The sequence below is a fragment of the Streptomyces sp. TAA486 genome, from assembly GCF_000426165.1.
Map to the genome: position 1 here is coordinate 1 of NZ_AUEV01000013.1, position 25,355 is coordinate 25,355.

The 25,355-nt window shown below is 69.2% G+C and carries 20 protein-coding genes; 2 read left to right on the forward strand and 18 right to left on the reverse strand.

Features of this window, described 5'->3' with window-relative positions:
• On the reverse strand, positions 1-902 hold a 902-nt coding region (locus I004_RS39510; protein ID WP_199779414.1), incomplete at its 3' end, for an Ig-like domain-containing protein.
• A 974-nt stretch (positions 903-1,876) separates the two neighbouring features.
• Here I004_RS39510 and I004_RS37590 point away from each other — a divergent pair.
• The gene (locus I004_RS37590) at positions 1,877-3,385 is read left to right on the forward strand and encodes a serine/threonine-protein kinase (RefSeq protein WP_051345137.1); all 1,509 of its coding nucleotides are present in this window, start codon (positions 1,877-1,879) and stop codon (positions 3,383-3,385) included.
• Between the two features lie 247 nt (positions 3,386-3,632).
• Here I004_RS37590 and I004_RS34540 read toward each other — a convergent pair whose 3' ends face one another.
• The 7 genes from I004_RS34540 to I004_RS0117645 all read right to left on the reverse strand — a co-directional run bounded on the left by I004_RS34540 (position 3,633) and on the right by I004_RS0117645 (position 12,170).
• Positions 3,633-4,361, reverse strand: a complete 729-nt coding sequence (locus I004_RS34540; RefSeq protein WP_051345138.1) for a GOLPH3/VPS74 family protein — start codon at positions 4,359-4,361, stop codon at positions 3,633-3,635.
• Positions 4,362-4,411: 50 nt separating this feature from the next.
• Complete coding sequence (locus I004_RS0117620; protein WP_486580085.1) at positions 4,412-6,817, reverse strand: family 43 glycosylhydrolase; 2,406 nt, start codon at positions 6,815-6,817, stop codon at positions 4,412-4,414.
• A gap of 45 nt (positions 6,818-6,862) precedes the next feature.
• The gene (locus I004_RS0117625) at positions 6,863-8,329 is read right to left on the reverse strand and encodes a sulfatase family protein (RefSeq protein ID WP_028436583.1); all 1,467 of its coding nucleotides are present in this window, start codon (positions 8,327-8,329) and stop codon (positions 6,863-6,865) included.
• Positions 8,326-9,306: an aliphatic sulfonate ABC transporter substrate-binding protein gene (locus tag I004_RS0117630; RefSeq protein WP_028436584.1), complete on the reverse strand. Its 981-nt coding sequence runs from the start codon at positions 9,304-9,306 to the stop codon at positions 8,326-8,328. Before I004_RS0117630 ends, I004_RS0117625 begins: the two co-directional genes overlap by 4 nt.
• A gap of 62 nt (positions 9,307-9,368) precedes the next feature.
• The gene (locus I004_RS0117635) at positions 9,369-10,148 is read right to left on the reverse strand and encodes an ABC transporter ATP-binding protein (protein ID WP_028436585.1); all 780 of its coding nucleotides are present in this window, start codon (positions 10,146-10,148) and stop codon (positions 9,369-9,371) included.
• Complete coding sequence (locus I004_RS0117640; RefSeq protein WP_028436586.1) at positions 10,145-10,951, reverse strand: ABC transporter permease; 807 nt, start codon at positions 10,949-10,951, stop codon at positions 10,145-10,147. Before I004_RS0117640 ends, I004_RS0117635 begins: the two co-directional genes overlap by 4 nt.
• A 16-nt stretch (positions 10,952-10,967) precedes the next feature.
• Positions 10,968-12,170, reverse strand: a complete 1,203-nt coding sequence (locus I004_RS0117645) for an ROK family transcriptional regulator (RefSeq protein WP_028436587.1) — start codon at positions 12,168-12,170, stop codon at positions 10,968-10,970.
• 524 nt (positions 12,171-12,694) lie between these two features.
• Between I004_RS0117645 and I004_RS0117650 the strand changes: the two genes are divergently transcribed.
• Positions 12,695-15,274: a polysaccharide lyase family 8 super-sandwich domain-containing protein gene (locus I004_RS0117650; protein ID WP_028436588.1), complete on the forward strand. Its 2,580-nt coding sequence runs from the start codon at positions 12,695-12,697 to the stop codon at positions 15,272-15,274.
• Between the two features lie 93 nt (positions 15,275-15,367).
• Here I004_RS0117650 and I004_RS0117655 read toward each other — a convergent pair whose 3' ends face one another.
• From I004_RS0117655 to I004_RS0117700, 10 genes are all read right to left on the reverse strand, one after another.
• A complete protein-coding gene (locus I004_RS0117655) occupies positions 15,368-16,900 on the reverse strand; it encodes an FAD-dependent oxidoreductase (protein ID WP_028436589.1) in 1,533 nt (510 codons plus the stop codon).
• A 22-nt stretch (positions 16,901-16,922) separates the two neighbouring features.
• A complete protein-coding gene (locus I004_RS0117660; protein ID WP_028436590.1) occupies positions 16,923-17,837 on the reverse strand; it encodes an AurF N-oxygenase family protein in 915 nt (304 codons plus the stop codon).
• 504 nt (positions 17,838-18,341) lie between these two features.
• Complete coding sequence (locus tag I004_RS0117665) at positions 18,342-19,199, reverse strand: GNAT family N-acetyltransferase (protein WP_028436591.1); 858 nt, start codon at positions 19,197-19,199, stop codon at positions 18,342-18,344.
• Between the two features lie 210 nt (positions 19,200-19,409).
• Positions 19,410-20,117 (reverse strand): DUF899 family protein, encoded by a 708-nt coding sequence (locus I004_RS0117670; protein WP_028436592.1) that lies wholly within the window; start codon positions 20,115-20,117, stop codon positions 19,410-19,412.
• Positions 20,118-20,318: 201 nt separating this feature from the next.
• Positions 20,319-20,639: a hypothetical protein gene (locus I004_RS0117675; protein ID WP_028436593.1), complete on the reverse strand. Its 321-nt coding sequence runs from the start codon at positions 20,637-20,639 to the stop codon at positions 20,319-20,321.
• Positions 20,636-21,130, reverse strand: a complete 495-nt coding sequence (locus tag I004_RS34545; protein ID WP_158677047.1) for a hypothetical protein — start codon at positions 21,128-21,130, stop codon at positions 20,636-20,638. Before I004_RS34545 ends, I004_RS0117675 begins: the two co-directional genes overlap by 4 nt.
• A 135-nt stretch (positions 21,131-21,265) precedes the next feature.
• Positions 21,266-22,762, reverse strand: coding sequence for an integrin alpha (locus I004_RS0117685; protein ID WP_028436594.1), 1,497 nt, complete (start codon positions 22,760-22,762; stop codon positions 21,266-21,268).
• Positions 22,763-23,107: 345 nt separating this feature from the next.
• Complete coding sequence (locus I004_RS0117690; RefSeq protein ID WP_028436595.1) at positions 23,108-23,749, reverse strand: HNH endonuclease family protein; 642 nt, start codon at positions 23,747-23,749, stop codon at positions 23,108-23,110.
• A 320-nt stretch (positions 23,750-24,069) separates the two neighbouring features.
• Positions 24,070-24,204 carry a hypothetical protein gene (locus tag I004_RS40370; protein WP_486580087.1) on the reverse strand — a complete coding sequence of 45 codons (135 nt, stop codon included), beginning with the start codon at positions 24,202-24,204 and terminating at the stop codon, positions 24,070-24,072.
• Between the two features lie 217 nt (positions 24,205-24,421).
• Positions 24,422-25,342 (reverse strand): peptidoglycan-binding protein, encoded by a 921-nt coding sequence (locus tag I004_RS0117700; RefSeq protein ID WP_028436596.1) that lies wholly within the window; start codon positions 25,340-25,342, stop codon positions 24,422-24,424.
• Positions 25,343-25,355 lie beyond the last annotated feature (13 nt).

The following is a 25,355-nucleotide window of genomic DNA, read 5'->3' on the forward strand; positions in this document are numbered from 1 at the left end:
CCGGCCCGGTTGACGGTGTGGGTGTCGGTGCCGGTGGAGGTGCTGAAGCCGGCGTCGCCGTTGTAGGTGGCGGTGACGCCGTGGTTCCCGGTGTCGAGCGAGCCCACGCTGACGCTCGCGACGCCGGACGCGTTGAGCGGTGCGGTGAACGTGCCCCCACCGGCGCCGTCGACGGTGAACGTGACCATGCCCGTCGGAGTTCCCGAACCCGGCGTCACCGCAGCCACCGTGGCACTCAACGTGACCGGCTGCCCGAACACCGACGGATCAGGCACGGACGTCACCACGGTGCTCGTCTGCTTCTGCGTCGGCGTCACCGTATGAGTGCCACTGGCAGTCGACGGCAAAAAATCCCCATCGCCCATATAGATCGCGATCACCGACTGCGACCCCGCCTTGAGCCCCGACACCGTCACGGAAGCCACACCACTCGCGTCCAGCCGGACGAACTTGCGGGGAAGCGCATCGATGATGAACTGCACCGTCCCAGAAGGCGTCCCGGCACCAGGAGCCACCGCAGTCACCGTCGCCGTGAAGGTGACCGGCGCCCCCTCCTGCGACGGATCGGGCGACGCAGACAACTGCGTGCTCGTCGAAGCCCTGACGACCGCATGCTGGAACGAACCACTCGAACGCGAGAACTGGCCAGAACCGTTGTAGGTCGCGCTGACCGCATGCGTACCCGTCCCGAGAGACGTAGCCGTGACGCTCGCCTTCCCACTCGGATCCAGAGGCACGGTGTAACTACCGCCCCCACTCCCATAGATCACGAAAGTGACCGTCCCCGTCGGAACACCCTGACCCGGCTGGACAGAAGTGACCGTGGCAGTGAAAACCACGTCCTGCCCGAAGACCGACGAGGTAGGCGAGGAGGTCACTTGAGTGATGGTGGGTGATGCCACGGTGCGCCCCTTTCGTGCTGCCAGCCGTTTCCTCATCACCCCGCGAAAACCGCTGCGCGTCTCCGTGATTCAGGCGCAACGCCCCCTTCTCGCGACGGAGTTGGGAGCAAAGGCAAGAGCACGGCTTCGGACGGTGCCCCAGCAGAACCGAGGCATCGGGGTAACGGCGGCCAATACCATTGATGAACTCACGCTTCGAAAAGGCACACCAGGGGCAAAGTGTGCAATTCCCCTGAATGGAGCAGCGCGCGGGAGCGTGGGGGCGCAAACTTCGACTTCGAACAGCGCATGTTCTTGGCAGCCGCCCCTGAGGCACCCCTTCCGGGGCCCGTACCGCGTGACCCGCACCTGCAGGCTTCGCGGCATGTTGATGTGCCGAGGGTGCTCAGCGCCCATGTCACACGTCCCGGATGGCCGCGATCTGAGCCCGTGTGCGAGCGCCTCTCACTCCTGGGGTGCTGCGCCTGTGTTCTCCCCGCTGATCTCCCTTGCACGGGCGCCCGGTTGGGCTGACGGCAGGGTGGGGACGGAGATGGCTGATGCCCCTCAGTTGTTTTTCCGGACTGTTGACGAAATGATGTCGGGCCCGCCAAGCTGTGCGGCATGCGGTTTCTCGACGGTCCCCTGACCCAAACGGGGAGCCAACCGCGAGAAGGAGTGCCCGGAACTCCCGGCCGGCGTCCGGCATCCGGATCGAGACCCCCCACGGACCGCTCGCCGACTCCTGGACGACGGTGGTCAACCGGCTGGAGACCGCGCCACGGACCACCATGGGTGATGGCCGGACGTAGGCCGTGCTCAGCAGACAGCGGCCCTCCGAGGCCGCCTCAAGCAGGGCGAACCGGGCAGGGCCACCCACTCGTTCACCTGGCCCGTCGGGCCGGGTGAACGGAACCAATGAGCCGTCAGGGGCGACTTACCAACGTGAGCACGGAACCCAAGGGTTGGTCCCACCGTCGACCAGGGGGAGCCTGATGCAGCCACTGGAAGCCGGGGACCCGCGGGCGGTCGGTCCGTACCGGTTGACCTTCCGCCTCGGCTCGGGCGGAATGGGCCGGGTGTTCCTGGGTGAGTCCCCCACCGGGCGGCGGGTGGCCGTCAAGGTGGTACGGGAGGACCTGGCGTCCTCTCCCGGGTTCCGCGAACGCTTCCGGCGCGAGGCCAAGCTCGCTATGCGCGCGGGTGGCTTCTGGGCGGCGCAGGTCGTCGACGCGGATCCGGACGCCTCCATGCCGTGGATCGTGAGCCAGTACGTCGACGGCCCTTCGCTCGCCCAACGTGTCACCCGGTACGGCCCGTTGGACGAAGGAGAGGTGCGCAGGCTCGCCAGTGGACTGGCCGAAGCACTCGCGTCGTTCCACAAGACGGGCGTTGTGCACCGCGACCTCAAACCTTCGAACGTCCTGCTCGTCGACGACGGTCCGAGGATCATCGACTTCGGCATCTCGAAGGCCCTCGAGACCACCGGAAGCACCGAACTGACCAGGGCGGGAACCATCCTTGGCACGCCGGGTTTCATGTCGCCCGAACAGGCGCTGGGGCAGTCGGCGGGCCCGCCGGCGGACGTCTTCTCTCTCGGCTCACTGCTCGTCTACGCGGCCACGGGCACCGGACCCTTCGGCGAAGGTGCCGCTCACACCCTGCTGTTCCGCGTGGTCTATGAGGCACCCGATCTCAGAGCAATGCCTTACAGCCTGCGGGAGTTGGCGGAGGACTGCTTGCACAAGACACCGGAGGACCGCCCCGCCGCCACTGAACTCGTCTCGCGCCTCGCACACCAGCCCGCTCCGCGTGCCACGCCGAGCGACGTTGAGGCGGATTTGCGCATGGACGCGAGGATGAGCGATCCGAATGCGGACGCACTGGCGAACACCCGGCCGCAGCAACGGAATTCGGCGAGCCCGACGGCCGCGACCAGGCCGCCCGCAACGGGCCCGCGGAAGGCGCCGGCCGGCGAGCCGAACGGAAGCCCGCCGGCGGCCGACTCGTTCGCGGTGGAGCATTGGGGCCCGGGTGTGTTCTGGCGTCGTATGCGACGGCCGATCGTGTGCGCGTCGGGGACCGACGCCCTGCTCCTGTTGCTGGGCCTCTGGTTCGACAAGGTCCCGGCCGTGGCCGTGTACGCGCTTGTGATCACTCTGCTTTGTGTGCTCCACGGGCTGAATGTCTCGTTGCCACTCCTTCGGGCCAGGGCGCTGCACGTTGGAGCTGACGGGCTCACCGTGCGGCACGGCCCACACGCACTGACCGTGCCCTGGCCGGACATCGCGTCCGTCGATTTCAACAGGAAGAAGAACAAGCGGGCACTTACCTTGACGGCGACCCTCGAGGCGAAGGCGAACAACGAGATCCCGTCCCCGCTGCGTGCCGGCGAAGGCGTCCTGAAGTGCACGATCGCCTCCTCCTGGAAGAGAGATACGAGCATCCGCGTGGAGAACCTTGGAACGGCGCTGCACAACTTCGCGGGCAACCGCTACCAGTGACCGACTGCAGCGGTCCGTCAGACTCGCACAGCTCGGCCGCCGCGCATCCGATCACTGCTCGAAGGAACCGTGCACCTGACCCGAAGCCAGGTGTGAGCAGGACGAACTCCTCGGGCAGGTTCCGCAGCACCGGAAAGCCCGCGGTGCCCACCTACGGCGTTGTCCAAGACGAGGACATGACGTCGGGGCGCATCGGAGTCCGGCTGCCTGTCCCGCCGGGCAGGCAGCCGGGCTCCGATGAGGTGCGTCAGACTCGGATGCGGCCGTAGCGCCGGTCGTTGTCATGCGTCGGCACCGCCGCGATGAGCGCCGAGCTGGTGTCCCGCAGGTCTTCGGGGAGGAACTCCACAGCTCCGACACCACGACTGCGGTCCAGCTTCCGGCGCACGCTCATCCCGGCACCCAGTTCCTTGCCCAGCCCGACGGTCTCCACAAGGTCGCTCAGGAACAGCATGTGTTCGTCGATGCGGCTCTGCTCGTTGCCGGCGGCACGGACCTCCGCGATGAGCGCGTCGCGCAGCACATGGTGGGGGTAGTGGCGTTGCCTCGCGCGGAAGAGACCGGTTGGCCCGCCGGGCCGGGGGAACAGAATGCCGCGCGTGGCGAGCGCGTCCCGGTGGAGCGAGAACGCCTGCAGACGGTGCTGGAACCACCGGTGGAGTCGGGCGCGCCCGTGTTCGGAAGCGGAACAGTGCTGATGCAGCTCGGCCAGCAACGCGTCGGCCCACACGAGGCCGGTGGGTCCGGCGTCGAGCAGCTCGATGTGAACGCCGTGCATGCGGTAAGCATCGAAGCCGAACCACTTCGACTTCCGGGAAAGAACCAGCAGCTTGCGGCGCAGCGCGAGTTCGCCCAGCTCGGCCGCCGCGCATCCGATCACCGCCCGAACGGAACCGTGCACCTCGCCGTTGGAGAAATGTGAGAGCAGGACGAACTCCTCGGGCAGGGACAGGTGCCGCAGCGAGGGCACAGACATGTGACTGGTTTTCCCTTCCAGAACGTGCGGGCAGGCGGGCCGGGCAACCGTCATCTGTGGTACGTACGCAGGTAGTCGAACTGGGCGACGGCTCCCGCCGCGTTCAGAGAGAGCAGGCCGATCTTGAGATCCCGCTTCGCGGGAAGGGTCCAGACACCGGCGTCGACCCAGTGCTCGCCGTCCCGGCTGGTCGAGGCGCGTACTTCGTTCTCCTGGTGTGCCCGGTCGGCGTGGTGGGAGAGCCGCAGCCACATGGTGTCCGCGGTCGGTCCGCCGAACGTCTCGCCGTAGAAGACCGGGGTCGGTGGTGTGGTGGTCGGACGCTCGCCCTCCTTGGCGAACTCACTGTTGCGCAGGAGAACGCCGTCGCGCCGCGCCAACGGCAGTGCCGATCGGGTCAGCGTGAAGTACCGGTCGTCGTTCTCGTACAGCGCGAGGCCCGCCTTCTGGTTGGCCTGTCCCGGGGTGAAGTGGAGTTTCGTCTCCACCGTGTAGTCCCCCTCGGGCGCGTCACGTGTCAGTACCGATGCCGTATTGGTGTCGAGGTGCAGCCCGGTGTTCTGCGTCGGCCAGGACAGGGCACGACCGGTCATGGTGGTTCCGGAGGCCGGGCCGCGTACCCACTTCCAGGGCGAGTCCGGGTCCGTACCGGGCACGGTGGCGCCGTTGAACTCGTCGCTGTAGTCCGTCAGTTGGGCGCCGGGTTGTGTTTCGGGCACCCGGGTGGTCTCCGGGGTGTGGAGCTTGGCGCCGCCCACGTTGTCCGCTGCGGTACCGGCGCCGCGTGCGGCGGTGCCGATCTCGCCGGGCCGCGCCGTCCCGTCGGGCAGGCGCCGGTGCTGTGTGGCCACGGCGTCGCGCAGGCGGTCCTCGCTGACCTCGACGGTCACACGGGTGCCGCGCACCTCGGCCGTGATGTTGTGCCAGGTGTCCCAGCGGAATCCGGACGGCAGTGCGGTCACCTGCTCGCCGCGGCTCCTGCCGTCCGCCATGACCTCGGTGACCAGGGCGTTGCGCCTCCGGTCCAGCCATGCGGTGACGTGGTTGCCGCGGTTCTGATAGCCGAAGACCAGCCCTGCCGCGCCGCCCGCCGAGGTCACCTTGAGGTCCGCCTCCGCTCGCAGGCCGGCGGGTGCCTTCTTGCCGGCGAGCAGATACGCGGGGTCCGTGCCACCACCGGTGTGGGTCACGTACTGACGTGCGTCTTCGTCGTCGGCGAGCTGCCAGCCGTCCGTACCGGCGCCTCGGGCGTGCCAGCCGGACAAGGAGCCGTCGTTGAACGTGCTGCCCGCGTACCAGGACGTCACCGGTGCGGGCTGCCGGCCCTCGGAGGCCCCGGCCCCTGCCCGTACGACGGGCCAGCCGTCGATCCAGTCCAGCCGGTCGATCATCATCGGGCGCTTGGACAGCTGCTTCCGGTTGATCTCGGGAGTGGGGTCGAGATCGGGGTCGTCCGCGTGGATTCCGTGGTAGACGAGCCAGTCCGCTCCTGCCAGGTCGGTCTGCAGCGCGTTGTGGCCAGGGCCGATCCAGCGGTTGCCGTTCGCGCCGACGACGGTGCCGCCCTTACTGGTCTCGGCCATCAGGTCGACGCCTTCGTCATCCTTGAACGGGCCCGTCGGGCTCGTCGCACGGCCGACCTTGACCTTGTAGCCGCTGTACGAGCCCTGGCAGCAGCCGGCGTCGGAGTAGAACAGGTAGTAGTGGCCGTCGCGCCGGACTACGTACGCGCCTTCCATCCGGCGTCCCTGGGCGACTTGGGTGACATCGCCTTCGATGCGCGTGCTGTCCGCGTTCATCTTGGCCGCACACAGGACGTCGTAACTCCCCCAGTACATGTACGACTGGCCGCCCTTGTCGGTGAACTGCGCCTGGTCGATGTTGCCCGTGGGGCAGCCGCTCGACGACTTCATGACGGGGCCCTTGTCGGTCCACGGGCCCGTCGGCGTGGATGCGGTGGCGACTCCGACGGTGTTCCGGTCGGGCACCGAGTAGTAGAGGTGGTAACGGCCGTCGATGTAGCGGACGTCGGGGGCCCACAGGCGCGAACCGCCGTGCCAGTCGGGCTGGTTCGCCGGCGTGAAGACCTCCCCCGCGTACTGCCAGTGCACCATGTCGGCCGACCGCAGGATCGGCATGATGCGTTCGCCCTTCTCACCTTTGCTCTGGAACACCGGGTTCTGGGTGCCGTACGCGTACCAGAGCCCGTCCTTACCGCGGATGATCACGGGGTCGGGGAAGGTGTCGACCACGCCTTCGGTCACAGGGTTCGCGTAGGTCCGGCTCCGCTCGTGCGTCCCGCTCTGCTCGGCCCGCGCCAACTCACGGGCGGCGGGCGGCTCTTCGGCTGTCGCACCGTGGGGCAGCAGCAACGCGGCGATGAGCATCAGAACCGGGGCCGCGATACGGAGAAGGGACAGCGGATACCCGGCTTTCGATGGGGACGGCTGACGCATGGCGACTCCTTGATCGTGCTCCATCGGGACTGGGCAGAGAACGAGTCAGTCGGTGCCTTCCAGCTCGAACGAGCTGAGGCTGGGGTCGTGGTCGGAGGCGCCGATGTCGTACATCGGTGTCATCCAGTGGTAGAAGTTGTCGCCCCGCTCGCGCAGCAGGTCGTAGAGCCGGCGCAGCATGCGGCGCCGTACGGGCGCGAACTCGGGGTGCGGGTACCGGTTGTGGAGCTCGCTGGGGTCCTGGAACAGGTCGTAGAGCTCGTTGACCGACTCCGGGTTGACGACGAGCTTGTAACGCTCGTCGCGGAGCATCCGCTGCGGGTAGGGGAAGTGGTGGCCGTGGAACTCGGCGACCAGGTCGGTGGCCCAGTCCGGGTGTTCGCCGCGCACCAGTGGTACGAGGCTGCGGCTGTCGACGGCAGGCTCGGGGTCGCAGCCGGCGAGGTCCAGGATGGTCGCCGTGCAGTCGGTGAGCGTGACGAGTTCGTTCCTGACCTGCGGGGCGGCCCCGGGGATGCGGACGATGTCGGGGATGCGGTAGATGTCCTCGTACATGGCGGGCCCCTTGTCGTGCAGCCGGTGGGCGCCGGTGAACTCCCCGTGGTCGGCGGTGAAGAAGACCGAGGTGTCCTGGCTCAGGCCGAGTTCATCGAGCCGGGTCAGGATGCGGCCGATCTGCTCGTCGATCAGGGTGACGTATCCCCAGTAGACGGCGATCAGTTTGCGGGTGACCTCGATCGGCATGGTGTCGAACGTCCAGTGCTCGCTGTAGTTGCGTTGCACCGGCGGTTTGCCCTCGAAGGTCTCGGCGATCGACTCCGGCAGTTCCACGAGGTCCGGGTCGTAGCGGTCGAAATACTCGTCCGGGAGCAGGTAGGGCAGGTGGGGCCCGAAGAAATGGGTGGCCAGGAAGAAGGGGCGTCCGTCGGCGGCGTACTGGTCGAGCTGCTCGATGGCGCGGGTGGCCAGGTAGTGCTCGAAGGTCGCCTCGACCGGCTGGTGCAGTCGTGCGGCGAGCAGGTTGCCCGGGTTGCCGTTGGGTGTGGTGCCGCGCACGTGGTCGGATATCCGGTACGGCGGCAGGCCCCGTTCTGCCAGGTAGGCCAGGTAGTCGGGGTGGTCGACGGGGTTGTGCCAGCCGGGGAGGTCCGGCCCGTCGAATCCGTACGAGGCGGCGTTGCGGTGCGTGCCGCCATGCCACTTGCCGATCAGGCCCAGCTGGTAGCCCCGCTCGCGCAGCGCGCCCGCGAAGGTGAACGCGTCCTCGCGCAGGTCCTCCAGATAGCCCACGTTGCGTTCGTAGTTGGCCAGCAGCCGGTGGCGGAACGGCGCCTGCCCGGTGAGCAGACTCGCCCGGGCCGGCGTGCAGATGGCGGTGGGCGTGTAGCACCGCTCGAAGCGCGTGCCGGTCGCGGCCAGCCCGTCGAGGTGGGGGGTGGCGACGTGCGGGTTGCCGTAACAGCCCAGGGTGTCGACGCGGTGCTGATCGGTCATCAGGAACAGCAGGTTCACTTCGCGTACGCCTTCGTGTAGAGGTCGCCGGTGTAGTAACTGGAGGGTTTCGGCTTGGACTTGAGCTGACCGGCACGGACGAAGAAATCGCCCAGGTTGTTCAGCCACGCGTCGACGGTGCCGTTCTTGGTCTTGGCGACGAGATCGGCCGTCGGCAGTGTCTCCACGTTGGCGGCGTCGGCCTTCACCTTGTTCTCGTCGAGCTTGAGCATCTTGGCGGACTCGGTGATGGCCTCCCGGGGATGCTTGGCCCGCCGGTCGTTGGCCTTCTGGAGCACCTTGATCACCTTGCTGGTGAGTTCGGGCCTCACCTTGTTGCCCGCGACGAAGGCGGTGGGAAAGGTGCTGTCCATGTCCCGGGTGCTGGCGACCTCCTCGAGGTCGGGCACCTTCTTCTTGATGGTGTCGATCAGCGGATACCAGATGCCCGCTCCGTCGATCTTTCCGGAGGAGAACGCGGAGACGATCGAGCTCGGAGCCATCGGCACTTTCTGCACGTCCTTGGTGGTCATCCCCGCCTTCTCCAGCGCGAGGTTGAGCGCCATGTCGCCGGATGTGCCCTCGGGGACGCCGACCTTCTTCCCCTTGAGGTCCTTCATCGAGTCGATGCCGGGCTGGGCGATGACCCGGTCGGCGTACGCGAGCGTGTTGACCGAGACGACCTTGGCCTTGCCGGAGGCGGGCAGCCACATGGCACCGGGGCCGATGTAGCCGAAGTCGAGGTCGCCGGCGCCGAGCGCCTGGACCTGAACCGGCCCGTCGTTGAATGCCTTGACCTTCGCGGTGAGGCCCGCCTCCTTCCACAGGCCGCGCTTCTCGGCTATGGCCAGCAGGCTCACGCCGTTGTAGTCGCCGATGTAACCGAAGTCGACCGTCGAGTCGTTGGCGGTGTCCTCGGAGCACGCGCTGACGGAGAGTGCCAGCACGGACAGGGTGGAGGCGGCCGCGAGGGCACGCCGAATACTGCTGCTACGCATGGCGGGGCAGTCCTCTCGGGAGTGACCGAAAAGCTCGGCAGGAAGTGAGCAGACAGGGACTGTCAGGCGGCGGGTGCGGCCTGGGGCTGGTGGTAGACGGCGTGCCAGACTTCGTTCCGGATCTGCCGGAACTCGGCGGAGAGCCGGATCTCCTCGGTGCGCGGATACGGCAGGTCCACGTCCAGGACCTGGTGGACACGTCCGGGCCTGGCCGCCATCACGACCACCCGGCTGGCCAGATAGACCGCCTCGTCCACGTCGTGCGTGATGAACAGGACGGTGCGCTGCTCCTGCCGCCAGGTGCCCAGGAGCTGGTCCTGCAACTGCACCCGGGAGAGCGCGTCGAGCGCTCCGAACGGCTCGTCCATCAGCAGCACTTGGGGATTCACCGCGTACGCGCGGGCGATTGCGCACCGCTGCTTCATGCCACCGGAGAGCGTCTTCGGCAGCGCGTCGGCGAAGTCTCCCAGCCCGACCAGGTCGATGGCGTGGTCGGCGCGCCGCTTGCGCTCCGCGGCGGGGAGCGCGGCCAGCTTCAGGCCGAACTCCACGTTGTGACGCACCGTCAGCCAGGGGAACAGGGCGTACTGCTGGAAGATCACACCGCGGTCCGGTCCGGGTCCGGTGACCGGCGCACCGTCCACCAGGACCTGGCCCGCCGTTGGCGCGACCAGTCCCGCCGCCATGCTCATCAGGGTGCTCTTGCCGCAGCCGGACGGGCCGACGACCGTGACGAACTCCCTGTCGGCGATGTCCAACGACACATGGTCCAGCGCGACAAAGGTGGTGTCCTTCATCGGGAAGGTCTTCACCACGTCCTGGAAAGAGATCTTGGTTGTCATCGGCGCTCCTGCCAACCGGTGAGGCGTCGTTCGGCGAGCAGCAACAGCCGGTCCATGGCCATGCCGAGCACGCCGATGGTGATCAGCGCCACGAAGATCGTGGGGATTTCGTACCAGGTCGAGGCCTTCTGCATCCGGAAGCCCAACCCCTCCTGTGCGCCGACGAGTTCGGCAGCCACCAGCGTCGCCCAGGACGCGCCGAGCCCGATCCGCATCCCGACCAGGATGAAGGGAGTGGACGCCGGGACGACGATCTTGACGAAGATGGTTCGGTCGGACGCGCCGAGCACCCGCGCGGCGTTGATCAGCGTCTTGTCCACGTCGACAACGCCCTGGAAGGCCGCCACCACGCAGGACATGAACGCGGCCAGAAAGATCACGAAGACCTTCGGCGTCTCCCCGATGCCCATCAGCACGATCGCCAGCGGAATCAGTGCCAGCGGCGGGATCGTACGGAAGAACTGGACGAAGGGCTCGATCAGTCCCCGGGCCAGCGGATACCAACCCATGAGGAAGCCGACCGGCACGGCCACCGCGGTGCCCAGCGCGAAGCCCGTGAAGACCCGGCGCAGACTGGCCAAAGTGTCATCGAGGAGCGAACCGTCGGCGATCATCTCACCGCCGCGCTCCGCCACGCTGACCGGCCCGGGAAGGTTCTCCACACCGAGGGACGCCAGCGCCCAGACCGTCAGGCCGAGCGCGAGCGCGACCAGGTTGAGAACAAGCGGCCGTCCGGCCCGCCGGGGGACGCGCCGCTCAGCTCCCGGCGCGGGCTTCCTCTCAGGTGTGGTGATCACGGCCATGAGTGCCTCACCTGGTTCATCGATCCTCCTCGGGATCCGGTCGAGCCGGGTAACGGGAAAGCAGGGACGATTCGCGCAGTACCAGCCCGATGCCGCCGAGGGCGCCGCCGACCTCGCCAAGCGTCGCGCTGCGCACTTCGAGCCGGTGCCGCGAGAGCGGCAGGACGTCCGCGCTCAGCGCCTCCTCGACCGGCCCTGTCAACGCGGCGCCGGCCAGGGCGAGTTCACCGCCGATCACGATCACGCCGGGCCCGACCGCGTTGCACACCGCAGCGAGCACCTTGCCGACCTGGGAGCCCGCCGCACGCAGCACGTCCCGGGCTGCCGCGTCGCCGGAGTCCAGCGCCGCCACCAACCCGGAGAGGTCCGCGGCGCGCCCGCCCGCGGCGCGGTAGGAGTCGAGCACGGCCCCCACCGAGGCCACGGTCTCCAGGCACCCGACCCCACCGCATTCACAGCGCACCCCGGCCCCCTCGACCGTGATGTGCCCGAATTCGCCCGACAGCCCGTACGCACCGCGGTGCAGCGAACCACCCACGACAAGGCCGCCGCCGACACCGTGCGACAGCCGGAGATAAAGCACATCCTCATCGCCCGCCGCCGCACCCCACACCGATTCGGCCAGCGCCGCGAGCCTCGTGTTGTTGTCCACGAGTACCGGCGCCCCGAAACGCTTGTGCAGCAGTTCCGGCAGACCGTCGACGCCGCGGGCATGCGCGCTCTCGCCGCCCGGGTCGGCGACCGGCCCGACGACGCCCGCGCCGATCGCGCTGAGCGCACCGAACTCCAGCGTTCCTCCGGTCAGCGAACTGACCAGACGCTGCGCGAGATCGGCCCGCTCCACCCAGGACACATCCCCCGCGTGCGACTCGCTCGCGGACCCGACGATCTCGTGCGCGACATTGGCGACGGCCACGTGCACCGCGCGTCGAGCGAAGTCGATCCCGATCGCCTGCCCCGCCTCGGGGTTGAGGGTCAGCGTCTCCACCGGCCGGCCACGCTTGCGCTGCCCCGTGCCGGCAGCGGAGGCGACGACGGCACCATTGGCCAGCAGCCCGCCGACGATGTCGTAGAGCGTCGTGCGGGACAACCCGCTGAGCTTGCCCAGCTCGCCCCGGCTCAGCCGGCCGTGCTTGCGCAACAGGTCGAGCACCAACTCCTCGTGCGCCCGCCGCAACCGGGTCAGGGGACCGTCGTGAGACTCCATGCCGCACAGCATGCTGACCCGCCTCATTTTCGTCAATGACTCGGAAAAAACAATTCCGATGACCACGCTCGTGCTGGTCGGCCCAACCAGGCGCCTACGCAAGAGCGATCGGCTCGGAGAACACCGGAGCCTGTCCCGCGTCAGGCACGTATGAGCGCCGTCGTGATCCGCGTGGGCGGGACGCAGTGCCGCCGCTCCGTGCAGAGCCCCGACAAACCCACTGCTTCCAGCAGTGGGCACGCGACCACAGCCAAGCCCTCCGTTGAGGCCGGCTCATCGACGCATCGCGCGCGAAGTCCGTCGCCGCGTTGCCGGCAACCGCGGGGTCACCAGCAGGACTACGGCCATGAGCGCACACGGCGCGCGGGCTCGAACGAACATTGACCATCAACTGCCCGACAAGAGCTCCGAGTTCAGAGCCGTCACTCAGCTGCGCAGTGTCCTGCCGGTGATACTGACGCGTTGACACCACCGGGCCCCGTTGCTTGGATACGGCGAGCCTTTTCCGGCATACGGCCCAAAAAGTGGAGCGCCCCATGGAACTGTCGCGCCGCGCCCTGTTGTCCATGGTCCCCGCGAGCGCGCTGCTCGCACTCGCCGACCCGCTGCGCGCACGGGCGGCAGGCCCCCCTCGCGACCCCTCCACCCGGGATCCGGCCGGTGACCTTGCCCGGCTCGTCGACAACACCGTCGCCGTCTTAGCGGGCACCGCCGAGGTCGACGCCCGCCCCGAGGTGGCCGGCAAGGTGGCCGCCATCACCGCCGCGGCGCAGGACCATCTGGACGCGATGGACGGGGCCGGTGCCGGCGAGCTGTTCCAGGGGCTCGGCGATCTCGGCACCAGTGACAAGAACCTGACGAAGTCCTTCCAGTACCTCTACGAGATCGCGCTCGCCACCCGCACCCCCGCGGGCGACAACCCCCTGCACGGCAACGAGGCCGTCCAGCGGCGCGTGATCGACGGCCTGACCTGGCTCCACGACCACTACTACGGCGACCAGTCGACGGGTTACTACGGCAACTGGTTCAACTGGGAGATCGGCATCTCCCAGCAGGTCAGCAAGGTCCTGGTGCTGCTGCGGGACCAACTCGCCGCCTACCGCCCGGAACTGGCCGCCACCTACGTCGCCGCGATGGACGGCTATCTGCGCAACGGCAAGAACGGCGACGTCGACCTCGACTCCCGCTTCCACACCGGCGCCAACCTCGCCGACATCACCACCGACCGGATCATGCAGGGTGCCGCCCTCGGCGACGACGCCCGGGTCAGCAAGGCCGTCGCCGACCAGCTCACCGTCCTCGCCACCATCGACCCGTACCGCCTCCGGCACGGCGTCACGGACGGCTTCTACGCCGACGGCTCCTTCATCCAGCACGCCTCCGTCGCCTACACCGGCACCTACGGCGCGGGGTTGCTCAGCCGCGTCGTGCAGACCCTGAAGATCCTGGACGGCACGGCCTATCTGCCGCAGGACGACATGGCCGGGGTGGTGCGCGGCTGGGTGGTGGACGGCTTCGCGCCGGTGATCTTCGAGGGCTGGATGATGGAGGTGGTCAAGGGCCGCGGGATGTCGCGCGAAAAGAGCGGATACCGCGACGCGACCACGGTGGTGGAGGCCGTCACCGACCTCGCCGCCCACTCCTCCGGCGACGACGCCACCGCTCTCAAGGGGTACGTGAAGTTCGTCCACGAGGCCGCGAAAGCGCCGCTGGACCCGATCTCGTTCGTCTCCCCCATGACCGTCGCCCGCTACGCCGACATCCTCGCCGACGACTCCCTCCCCGCCCGCGACCTCAGGGACGCCTCGTACACGACGGCGTTCAACGCCATGGACCGCACCGTCCACCACCGCCCCGGCTGGTCGTTCGCGTTGGCCCGCAGTTCACGGAGGGTCAGCAAGTACGAGTACATGAGCGGCGAGAACCTCAAGCCGTGGTTCCAGGGCGACGGCGCCCACTACCTGTATCTGTCAGGGCAGGACCAGACGCATGCCTACGGCGTCGACTACTTCACGGCCGTCTCCCCGTACCTGCTGGCCGGTGTCACCGCCCCGGCGGAGACCCGAAAGACGATCCCCGAGCTGTACGGCACACAGTGGTACGACAACCCTGACGCCGGGTTCACCGCCTCGTCCGAGAAGCAGAACACCTACGTCTACTTCCCGTGCGGCACGCACTCCCACTCCGGCGGCGCCACGCTGGGCGCCTACGGAACGGCGTCGCTGGTCCAGTCCGACGACGTCGCCTACGCGGCGAAGCAGGCCGGGCGGCTTCCGGACGACTTCGTGGCCTACCGCAACGCCCGTGCCACCAAGTCGTGGTTCCTGCTGGACGACGAGATCGTGGTGCTGGCTGCCGGGGTGCACGATCCGGCGGGCCGGGCGGTGACCACCACAGTGGACAGCCGCATCGCCGCCGAATCGGACGCCGTCACCCTCACGGGACGCCTGCGCGACGACACACGCTGGCGGGGCCCCGGTACGGCGCCGCTCGCCTGGCTCCGTTACGCCAACGCCGACGAGGAAACGGCAGTCGGCTATGTCTTCCTCGACTCCCCAGGCGCACCTCGCGGCCCCCGACCCACCGTCAGGCTCGACACCGTCACCCGCAGCCGCCAGGACGTCAACGCCGCCAACCCCGACACCCGGATCACCAAGCAGGTCTTCAGCGTCGCCTTCGAGCAGCCCCCCGGCACGCCCGCCACCACGCTGGCCTACGCCCTGGTGCCCGGCGCCACCGAACGGCAGCTGCGCCGCTACGCGCACGGCCCGCTGACGGTCCTCGCCCACACCACTGACGTCCAGGCCATCGGTCACGCCCGCTTGGGCCTGCTCGCCGCCAACACCTTCGCTCCCGGCACCCACATCGCCGGGCACCTCGCCATCGACGGTCCCGCGTCAGTGCTCATGCGGCGCGGCAGCGACGGCATCACCACCGTCGCGGTCGCAGATCCGACCACCGAACGCGACAAGGTCACCGTCACCCTGCACGGCCGCTCCCTGCGCCCGGTCTCCGCAGACGACGGTGTCCACGTCACCCGGCTTCCCGGCGCCACTCGTATCGACGTCACCACACGGCACGCGTACGGGCGAAGCTTCGTGGCACGGCTGCGGTAGGAGCCACCTGGGCGCCGCCCGGGTCTGGCACCGCGGTCATCACCGCCGCCCGGGGGCCGGCCGCCACGCGGAGAGGCCCGCCCGGAGGGCGGGTCATCGGCGGCGGCGTGCGAGGCGGTGAAAAACCTTCGGCCTGCCGGTCGGCGTGGGCAGCACGCCCGCGACCGCGTCCGCCAGCAAGGTGCCGACCGTCTCGGCTGCGCAGGCGCGGTTGGCGCCGATCCCGCCCGAAGGCCCGCGTTTGATCCAGCCCACCACATACGTCCCGGCTGTGCCGGTCACCCGGCCACGCTCGTGCCGGACGGTCCCGGCCGCCTCGTCGAACGGCAGCCCCGCTTGGGGCACTCCGCGGTAGCCGATCGCGCGCAGTGCCGTGCCGGCCGGGATCTGCACCTCACCGTTCGCGCCGGTGACGCGCACGGCACGGATGTGTTCGTCCCCGCACATCTCCATGGGCGCGGACAGGAAGCGGAACACGATGCGGCGCCGCCGCCCTGCCGCACCCGGTGACACGGACCAGTCGACCGCCTCCCGCGTCACACCCCGCAGTACCGCGGCCTTGTCCTTCGGCCCGGAGGCATCGATCACCGCACCGATGCGCGGATCGTGGTCGTCCACGACCAGGTCCACCTCGGGGAGGTGTTTCAGAGCGAGGAGTTCGGATCGGGTGTACGCCGCATGTTCCGGATCGCGGCGCCCGAGCACCACCACTTCGCGCACCTTGCTGCGGCGCAGCTCTGCCAGCGCGTGGCGCGCGATCCCGGTGCCGGCCAGTGCCTCCGGGTCGGAGACCAGGATGCGGGCGACGTCGAGGGCGACGTTGCCGTTACCGACCACGACGACTCGTTCGGCCGAGAGGTCGACGGCGTCGGGCGCGACCTCCGGGTGTGCGTTGTACCAGGCGACGACGGTGGTCGCGGCGAGGCTGCCCGTCCGGTCCTCGCCGGGGATCCCCAGCCGCCGGTCGGCGGCGGCGCCCACCGCGTAGATCACCGCATCGTGGTGTGCGGCGAGTTCCTCCGCCGTGACGTCCCTGCCCACCTCCAGGCCGAGGTGCATCCGCACGCGAGGATGCGTGTGGAAGCGGGCGAAGGTGTCGCCGGCCTTCTTTGTTGCCGGATGGTCCGGAGCCACGCCGTAGCGGACGAGACCGCCGGCGGCCGGAAGCCGGTCGACGAGCGTCACTTCGGCCCTGGTGTGCAGAAGCAGATCCTCGGCGGCGTACATGCCCGCCGGCCCAGTTCCCACGATTGCGACGCGCAGCGGCCCGAAGTCCGGCGGAAGGACGCGTTCGAAGGTCGGCTCACCCCAGGCGTGGAAGATCGGTCCGTGGTCGTCAGTTTCGGCCGGCTTTGCCTGCGACTCCTCCTCGGCGTGCTCGAAGTAGGCCGCGTTGATGTCGGCGTATTCCCGCTGTGCGGCGGTCAGGCTGTCGACCGGGAGGACGGCGTCCACCGGGCAGGCGTCAGCGCATGCGCCGCAGTCGATGCAGGTCTGCGGGTCGACGTGCAGCATCTCCATACTGCCGAAGTCCCGCTCCTCGGGCGTGGGGCGGATGCAGTTGACCGGGCAGACGGACACGCAACTGGCGTCCTTGCAGCAGGTCTGGGTGATCGCGTAAGCCATGTCGTCCGCTCGCGTGAAGTCGTCAGATCAGGTTGGCGCGCTTGTAGAAGAACAGCGCGGGCTTGGTGAGCAGCCCCACCGACGTCAGGAACTCCATCAGGCCCGAACAGCTTGAGCGCATCATCGACTTGTGGTGCTCGTTGGCCTTCGCCTCGCGCAGGGCGCGCGCCTCGTCCAGTCCGGCGTTGGCGTACACCTTCCGGTTCACCATGCTGGTCACGATGACGTAGGCCGCCACGGAGATCAGCAGAGAGTGAATGTGACGGCGCACCCGTCCGGCGCGCGCGAGGTGCTTGCGCGTCTCGTCGCGGGCGAACTTCATGTGCCGTGATTCCTCGACGACATGGATGTTGTTGATGGTGCGGACGAACGGCACGACCCGTTCGTCGCGCATCCAGTCGCGCTGCATGACGTCGAGGACCTCCTCGGCGACCAGGATCGCCCCGTACGCCGCCTCACCGAACGCCACGGTCTTGAAGAACCGGCCGAGTTCGATCGCTACCCGGTGCGGGCGGTAGGCCGGCGCCCGAAGCTTCTTCGCGCCGCGGGCGAACATGATGGAGTGGCGGCACTCGTCGGCGATCTCGGTGAGCGCCCACTGGAAGGCGTCCTCGGTCGGGTCCTTTGCGTACATGTCCCGCAGCATCATCTGCTGAAGGATCATCTCGAACCAGATACCGGTGCTGGCCACTGACGCGGCCTCCTGCCGGGTCAGCGCCTTGCGCTGCGCGTCGGTCAGTTCGTTCCAGTACGCGGTGCCGTAGAGGGTGCTCCACTCCGGGCTGGCCCCGTGGAAGTCCTTGTCCAGCGGGGTCTCCCAGTCGACCTCGGTGAGCGGGTCGTAGGAGAGTTGCGCGGACGAGTCGAGCAGCCGCCGCGCGATGTCGTCCTCGGGCGTGCGGCTCGTGGTCTCCTGTCGCGAGATGCTGGCGGTCATGCTGGGACTCCTCGAGTCGGGTCCGTGAAGTTCCTCATCGCCTACTGCTATTACTACCGGTAACAGCTTCTTATTGACAGACCGTATAGCAAGAGTGGGCGGTCTGCCTACCCCTGCGTAACCCGCCAGGTCGGCCGGCCGTCGACCGGCACTTGTCGCGATCTTCGGGCCGGTCGGCCGGAACGTCAGGGGCATCAGGGGCATCAGGCGGCCCGTCAACCGTCGCGTCAGAAGCGTCGCCACTGGCGGGGTACGGAAGTTGGTCCCGTCACCGGTGCCGTGGGGCACCGGGTCGCCGCTACGAGCAGGGTGAGAACGATGCCGGCGGCCACCACGAACAGCGTGGTGCGGATCCCGTCCGCGGCCGCGACGCGGAGGCGTTCGCCGGTGAGATCGTCGAGACCTGCGGTCGCGACGAGGACGAGGACGGCGAGGCCGACCGCGGCGCCGATACCGGAGCCCGTGGAGGCGATTCCGGAGGCGGTACGGACGGCAGGCCGGCCGTCAGTAGTGGATCGCGGGGAGGAACGCTCCGGCGGGGACGCTGTAGAGGCCGGTGGTCATCAGGCTCATCAGCTGCGTCACCTTGAGCCCGTTGGCCAGGCACCACTGGAGCAGCCGGGTGTTGCTCGCGGGGACGAGGATTCCGGGGCCGCCGAAGGCGGGGGCCGCCGCGATGAGGGCTTGGATGTCCGAGGTTTCCTCGCCCACGGAATGGTCGAAGAACGCCACGTCCGCGGCGTACCCGGTGATGTGTCCTTCGTGTTCGACGACACGGGCGGTGCCGTGCTTGATCGCGTCGGCCAACTCGCCTCCGCGGTCGAAGCCGTGGACCCGCCGGCACACGTCGTTGCACCGCGCGAGATCGGCGTCCGTCGCCTTGCGGACGGTTCTGCCTGCGATCGAGCCCAGGATCGGCGGCCCCTGCAGGCAGGCGAGGGTTTCGCGGAACTCGAATCCGAGGCTCGCGTACAGCGCGAACGAGCCGGTGTTGTAGGTGGTCTGTACGAGGCGGATGCCCGGGACCCGGCGCTCGGCGGAGCGGTCCATGACGTCCCGCATGAGCAAGCGGCCGAGGCCCTGGTTCTGTACGTCGGGGTCGATGGTCAGGGGCCCGACTCCGACGACGGCGGAGCGTTCGTCGAGGAAGTTGCTTCCCACGATCCGCCCGTCGAGCTCGGCGACGACGCCGTAGAACCCCGGGTGGTTCAGGGCCATTTCCATGACCGTGGCACCCACTTCGGCGCTGGGCACGTCCGGCGGAAACGCATGCTTCCGGGCGATGCCGGAGAAGGCTTCGCAGCAGATTCTTCCGCACTCGGCGGCGTCGGCCGGCTGTCCCGGGCGCAGTACGAAGTCCATGTGCCCCTTCTCTCTTTGTCGGCCGGCGCCTGTCGCCCTGAAGCCCTGGGACCTGTCCGGCGGATCCTCTCGGGCCCGCGACGCCTGGCACGCACGCTCGCTGCGTTGTCGGAGTCATCCGAGTACACCCAGTACGAGGATGATCCTCCGCCTTGCGATCGCACGCACCAGGCGCCGCGGGCTGGTCCTCAAAGATCCGCCGGACAGGCCCTAGTAGTCGAGTGCCGCGCTCCAGTCGCCCCGGCCTTTGCTGGTGAGGTCGAGGACGTGCCACACCGGGCTGTACAGGTCGATGCCTCGCTGGTCGATGTCCTCGGACATCCGGGGGTGCACCGAGTAGAGGTGGCGTACCGTCCCTTCCCCTGCGCCGTCGGTGCGGGGAGACCCCAATTCGCGGGTGAAGACCGAGATCGTCGAGTCCTGGTCGCCCTCGGCGTCCTCGCTGCCCAGGTCGTACTTGAAGGTGTTCGAGCCGGCGCTGAGCAGACGCAGATTCGTCCAGTTCCGGTCCCGGGCGTGCGCGCGGAGCGCGGGCAGGTCGGCCGCGGCGACGACCGCGAGGTCGGCGTTCTGTGTGATGTGGCGGGCCACCCCGTTGAGCCCGTCGAGCCACATCGTGCACATGGGACATGGCTCCGTGTGCTTCTTGCCGAACATGAACTGGTAGACGACCAGGTCGCGCCCGGGCCCGGTGAAGAGTTCGCTGAGGCGCACGGTCCGCGTCGGCGCGTCACCGGCCTGCAGATCAGCGGGACCCTCCTCGAAGACGTAGTCGTCGAGGACGGGCCCCGGCGGCAGCCTGCGACGCTGGTCGGCAACGCGTTCGCGCTGACGCATCAGCTCGATCTCGGCTTGCTGCAACTCCTCGCGGGCGCGGACGTATTCGTCCGACTCGTCGGTGAGGTTGGTCTGACGCATCGCTGCCCCTGGCTGGCTGCTGCTCGGTGGCCGTCTGCTCCGGCCCATCACCGTATGTCTGCGCACGCGGCCGACCGGGCAGCGAACGACGCGGTCCGGGTCAGTGCACTCCGGTGGATCAACCCAGGTCCGTCGAAGAGGTACGTGTCCGGCCTCGGGCACGTATCCGGTCGGGCCGGGCTCAGGGCAGGTGCGGACGCGTCACGCCACGGCGGCAAGGGCCAACGCCACGGGCATCAACCCGCACTGGCCGACGAGGAGGGCGGTACGGACGGGACGGCTCACCGTCCGCGCGGGCAGAAGCAGCGCGGCGAGGCCGAGCAGCCCGGAGCCACCGAGCAGCGAGGCGCTGACGTCGAAGAGAACCGTCGGCTCCCCCTTCAGGGCGTCGTCGAGGACCAAGCCGTAGGACAGCATGAAGATGACGGGCAGCAGTGCGAGGGCGATCCCCGCAGTGATGCGCAGTCCCAGGGTGCCGGGTGCGGACGGGGCACCCCCGGGGCTCGCCGCGTCGCTCGTCATGACGGCGACCCTGACGTGGCCCCGACCCCGGCTCCCGGACCGCGGTCGTCCCGGTGCAGCGCCAGCCAAAGGCCGCGGCCCGTCGCCCACAGCGCCAGCGCCACGACGACCGGGACGCCGAACAGGACGACGAGACCGGCTCCGATGTTGGCGCCGACGACCCCGGCGGTGAGCACACGCCACCCCGCGCCGACGATCAGGCCCGCCACCATCAGCGGACCGAGCACCTGCCACCAACGCCGGTCGAAGGTCCCGCGGCGCCAGGCGCGCACCAGCAGCACCACGGTGGCGGCCGCCAGCAGCAAGGCGCCGACGCCCAGTGCGGTCTGCACACCGGTCGGGATCGCCAGGGGCTCGTAGGCATGGTCGAGTTGGGACGGCGGCAGGCCCTGCGCGTCGTCCTGCCCCATCAGTCCCCAGGTGGCCACCGGTACGGCGGCGACCAGAACACCGGCGACCAGCACGTGCATTCCAAGTGCTTGCTTTCGCATGCTCCGATGATGCTCACGAGGGGGCGGTTCCGACATGAGTAGTCGTACTCATCTGAGAAAGCCACCGACAACCGAGCGGCCGAGGGCCTGCGGTGTGGACCGCAGACCCCGCTCCTGTCTTCCTCACGGCTGTCCCTACTCGTCGATCGCCGCCCCATACTGCGCGTTGGCCGCCGTACCGCCGAGGCGTGTCCCGTCGTACGTCCACGTGCCGTTGGCGACCAGGCCCGACGACGACGCGGGGAGGACCCATACGAAGCCGTCGTTCGTGTTCTCGCCCGGCGCCGCGGCCAGCAGGCCGAAGAGGCCGTCGCTGTTGGCGTCGATGAGGCGCACCTGGCCGCCCCAGCGGTCGGATGCCTCCGCCACGCCCGGGATGTCGGCGTGGTTCTGGTCGAAGCTGCGTGCCCCGGTGGCCGTCAGACCACCGGGTCCGCCGCGCAGCGTCCAGACCGCACCCGCGTCCGAGGTGGAGCCGATGTCCTCCCCGGGGGCACCGACGGCGAGGTCGGGACGGCCGTCGCCGTCGGTGTCACCGGCGGACATCTCGGCACCCCACTGGTCGCCTGCCTCGGCCTGGCCCGGCACGCCCGGTGAGTCCTGTGTCCACGTCTGGGACGGCTCCTGGCCGAGGCCGGAGAGGTCGCCCTGGCCCAGGTGGACGGAGACGGATCCGCCGAGGGACGAGCCGGAGCCGGTGTCGCCGATGGCCAGGTCGTCCTGGCCGTCATGGTTGAAGTCGCCGGAGGTGGCCGCGGGTCCGCCCTCGAACGTGCCGCCGTCCCCCAGCTCCTCGACGTCCGGTGCGCCGTGCAGCACCTGGGTGACGCCGACGCCCGGCTGGTCGCCTGTGGTCACACCCGAGATCGCCAGGTCCGCCCAGGAGTCCTCGTTGTAGTTGCCGTGGCTGAGGCTCCGAAGGGCGAGTCCGGACTCCGCCGGGGCGAGATCCAGCGCCCGGCCCCCCTTGTCCGCCGGCTTCAACTGACTCGCCCCGGGTGGGGCCGTGAAGAACAGCAGGGCGTCGTTCTCCAGGACGGCGATGCTGTCCCGCAGATTGGCGTCAGGGTCCGCCGGGTCGGGGGCGAAGTAGCGGGCCGCTTCGATGGCCCGCCCGAAGTTCGCGCCGGCGCGCGGCTGATCGGGGTTCTCCAGCCAGGTGCTGTCGGATCCGTGCAGCCCCGTGGGCGAGCCCCAGAACACGGTGGCGCCGCCCGCGTCGGACAGCCCTGCCAGGTCCTCGCCGGGGATGCCGACGATCGCGTCGTCGTAGCCGTCGTTGTCCAGGTCGCCCGAGGCCACGGCCCGTCCGAAGCCGTCGCCGGCCTCGGCACCGCCCGGGACGCCGGAGGTGTTCTGGTTGAGAACGCTCTTCTTCGTCGTACTGAGACCACTGGACGAGCTGTACTGCGCGGTGACGTAGCCGGCACCCGTGGCACCGCTCACCGCCGCGCCCGGGGCACCGGTCAGCACGTCGTCGAAGCCGTTGCCGTCGTAGTCGCAGTTGTGCTGCTGCCAGCCGATGGACGGAAAGGGCACGGAGGCCTGGGCGGCGGGGGCGGCGAACAGGGCTCCGCCGCCGACGGTGAGGAGTGCCGCGGCCGTGAGGGCCGCGCTTCTGATGTGACGCACAGGAGGACCTCCTTGGTCTCCTACGTTGCCTACGGCGTCCCGCTCGGCCCCTGTGGGATGCGCGTGGCGGGAGAGATGCGCGGCCGGCCCCCAGCGGGAAGCCGAGGCACGGGCCGGCACAAGACACCCCTATTGCAGTCACTTAGGAGACATCCGAAGTTCGTCCAGGGTTGTACGCGCACCGCGCCCCGCGAACGGCGACGCAGAGCATGCGGGGAGCTCGTCCCGTCAGGCCGTGCGGACCGGCGAGGGCATCGGGCCGGCAACGACGACAAAGGGCGGGACCCGGTCAACGGGTCCCGCCCTTCGGTCACAAGCACCGAGCAGCCGGCGAGCGGAGCGGCATCAGCAGCCGTTGAGGACCGAGGAGAGGGCGCTCTTCTCCGCGGAGTCGACCGTGAGGTCGTAGTAGTGCTTCACCTGCACCCAGGCGCGGGCGTAGGTGCACTGGTAGGCGGTGCGGGAGGGCCACCAGGTGCCGGGGTCCTGGTCCCCCTTCGACTGGTTGACGTTGTCGGTGACGGCGAGGAGTTGGGGCCGCGTGAGGTCGTTGGCGAGGCTCTGCCGCTTGGACGTCGACCAGTTGTAGGCACCGGAGTCCCATGCCTCGGCGAGCGGGATGAGGTGGTCGATGTCGACGTCCGAGGACGCGGTCCAGGTGGCGCCGTCGTACGGCGAGTACCAGCTGCCGCTGGTCGCGGCGCACGACGAGTCGGTGACGACGCCGCTGCCGTCGCGCTTGAGGATCGTCTCCCGGGTGTCGCAGTTGCCGCTGATGTTGATCCAGTGCGGGAAGAGGTCGCGGTTGTAGCCGTCACGGGAGTGCTCGGTCGTGGCGGGCATCGAGGAGAGGTAGGAGCGGGCCGTGGAGGCGGCGATGGGGGTCGGCAGTGCGGCGTAGGCGGGGGTGGTGCCGAGCAGAGTGACCGCGGTCGTGCCGGCGGCTATGAGCGCGGCGAGGACGCCACGGCGTATGTGGGTGCGCATGCTTGTTGGCTCCCATGTGTGTTGGGGGGTGGAGCGGTGTGATTATCGTGATACTGAGCGGTCTATGCGGATAGACCTGGCACGGTGAAATTTCCGTGACAACCGGCCAATGAGCATGCGTCCGCGCGTAGTTGAGCCGCTGAGCTGCGGCGGAGCGGCGACCAGGGTCAAGCCCTGGGAGGGGTCCTCCAGTTGGGAGGCGGCGGTGTTGGGGCGCGCGGCCTCCCCGAGACGCACCTCATGGGGCGCTGCGGTCCTGCCGAGCGGTTCGGCACGCCGGACTCACCCGGGCACCCGGCGAGTCGGCCTGGGCAGCGGGTCTACGTGAAGTGCGGGAGCGAGCGCGTCACCGGTGCTCCGATCGAACCGTCCGGGACGGTGGGCACGGTGAGGTGCGCGCCATCGGCGACCACCATGAGCGCCCCGGCCGCAGTCACATCGTTCAGCAACTGCACCCCGCGCTCCCCGGCGACCCATGTGCGCGCCCCATGTGCGCGCCCCAACGCCGGTCATCGGCGGGCGAGTTCACCCATGCCGGTCCGCTCCCGCGGGGCCGGCAACGCGAACACGCACGTAAGCCCGCCGCCTGACCACAGGCTGCGGGCCTACGCGGGCTCACGTGCGCGCTCGGGCCGCGGCAACCACGCCGCGGCGGCCTTCTGAGCGCTCGGCTCAGACGTTGGGAACCTTCAGCTTCTTCCAGCTCTCCGGGCCCGGGATGCCGTCCGCGTCCTTGCCGCGGTAGCCGAGTTTGCGCTGCCAGGCGGCGTACGAACGGCGGTCGACGTCCGTCCAGTGGGGGCCCGGGCCGACCTTGTACTCGGAACAGCCTTCCGCCACCAGGCGCTTGCCCATGGCCGTGATGATGCGGCTCTCGCGGCCCTCGCGGAAGAAGTCGCTGCCGGGGAACGGCTCGTGGGCGGGCTTGCTACCACCACCACCCCCACCGGTGCCGCCGCCACCGGTGCCGCCACCACCGACCTTGCCGCCGTCGCCGGGCTTCTTCTTCAGCCGGGCGGCGATGCGGCTCCGCATGCTGTCCATCGTGAAGCCGCGCGGATCGACCTTGCCGGGCTGCCATTCCTTGTGGCCGATGACGGAGCGCTCGTTCCAGTCGTGCGCTCGGCAGATGGCCGCCGACACGCGCGTGATGGCCTCCAGTTGATCCTTGGGCCACGGGTCCTTGCCGTTGCCGAGGTTGATGCACTCGAAGCCGTAGAAGCGGGCGTTGCCGTCCGTGTCGGCCTCGTTGTCGTGCGGGAGTTTCCGCTCGTTGATGACCGCGTTCAGGACGTCGCCGTCGCCGAGTCCGGCGTGGTTGGCGCGGCCGTTGCCGACGAGCCACACCTCACCGTGCTTGTCGATGACGCCGTGGCACAGCGGCCCCGGCAGGCCGGAGCGGCCGTCGTAGCACAGCCGGACGCTGCCCTCGGTGCCGGAGGTGACGGTGTGATGGATCATCACGCCGTTCAGCGGGCCCCAGGCGCCCTTCGCATTGCGGTTGTGGCGCCGCCAGTTGCGGACTTCGTGGACCGTGAGGCCCTCGGCCTTGAGCGCCTTCACGAGCCGGTCCGCGCTCAGTGGTTTCGCCATCGCGGTCTCCCCC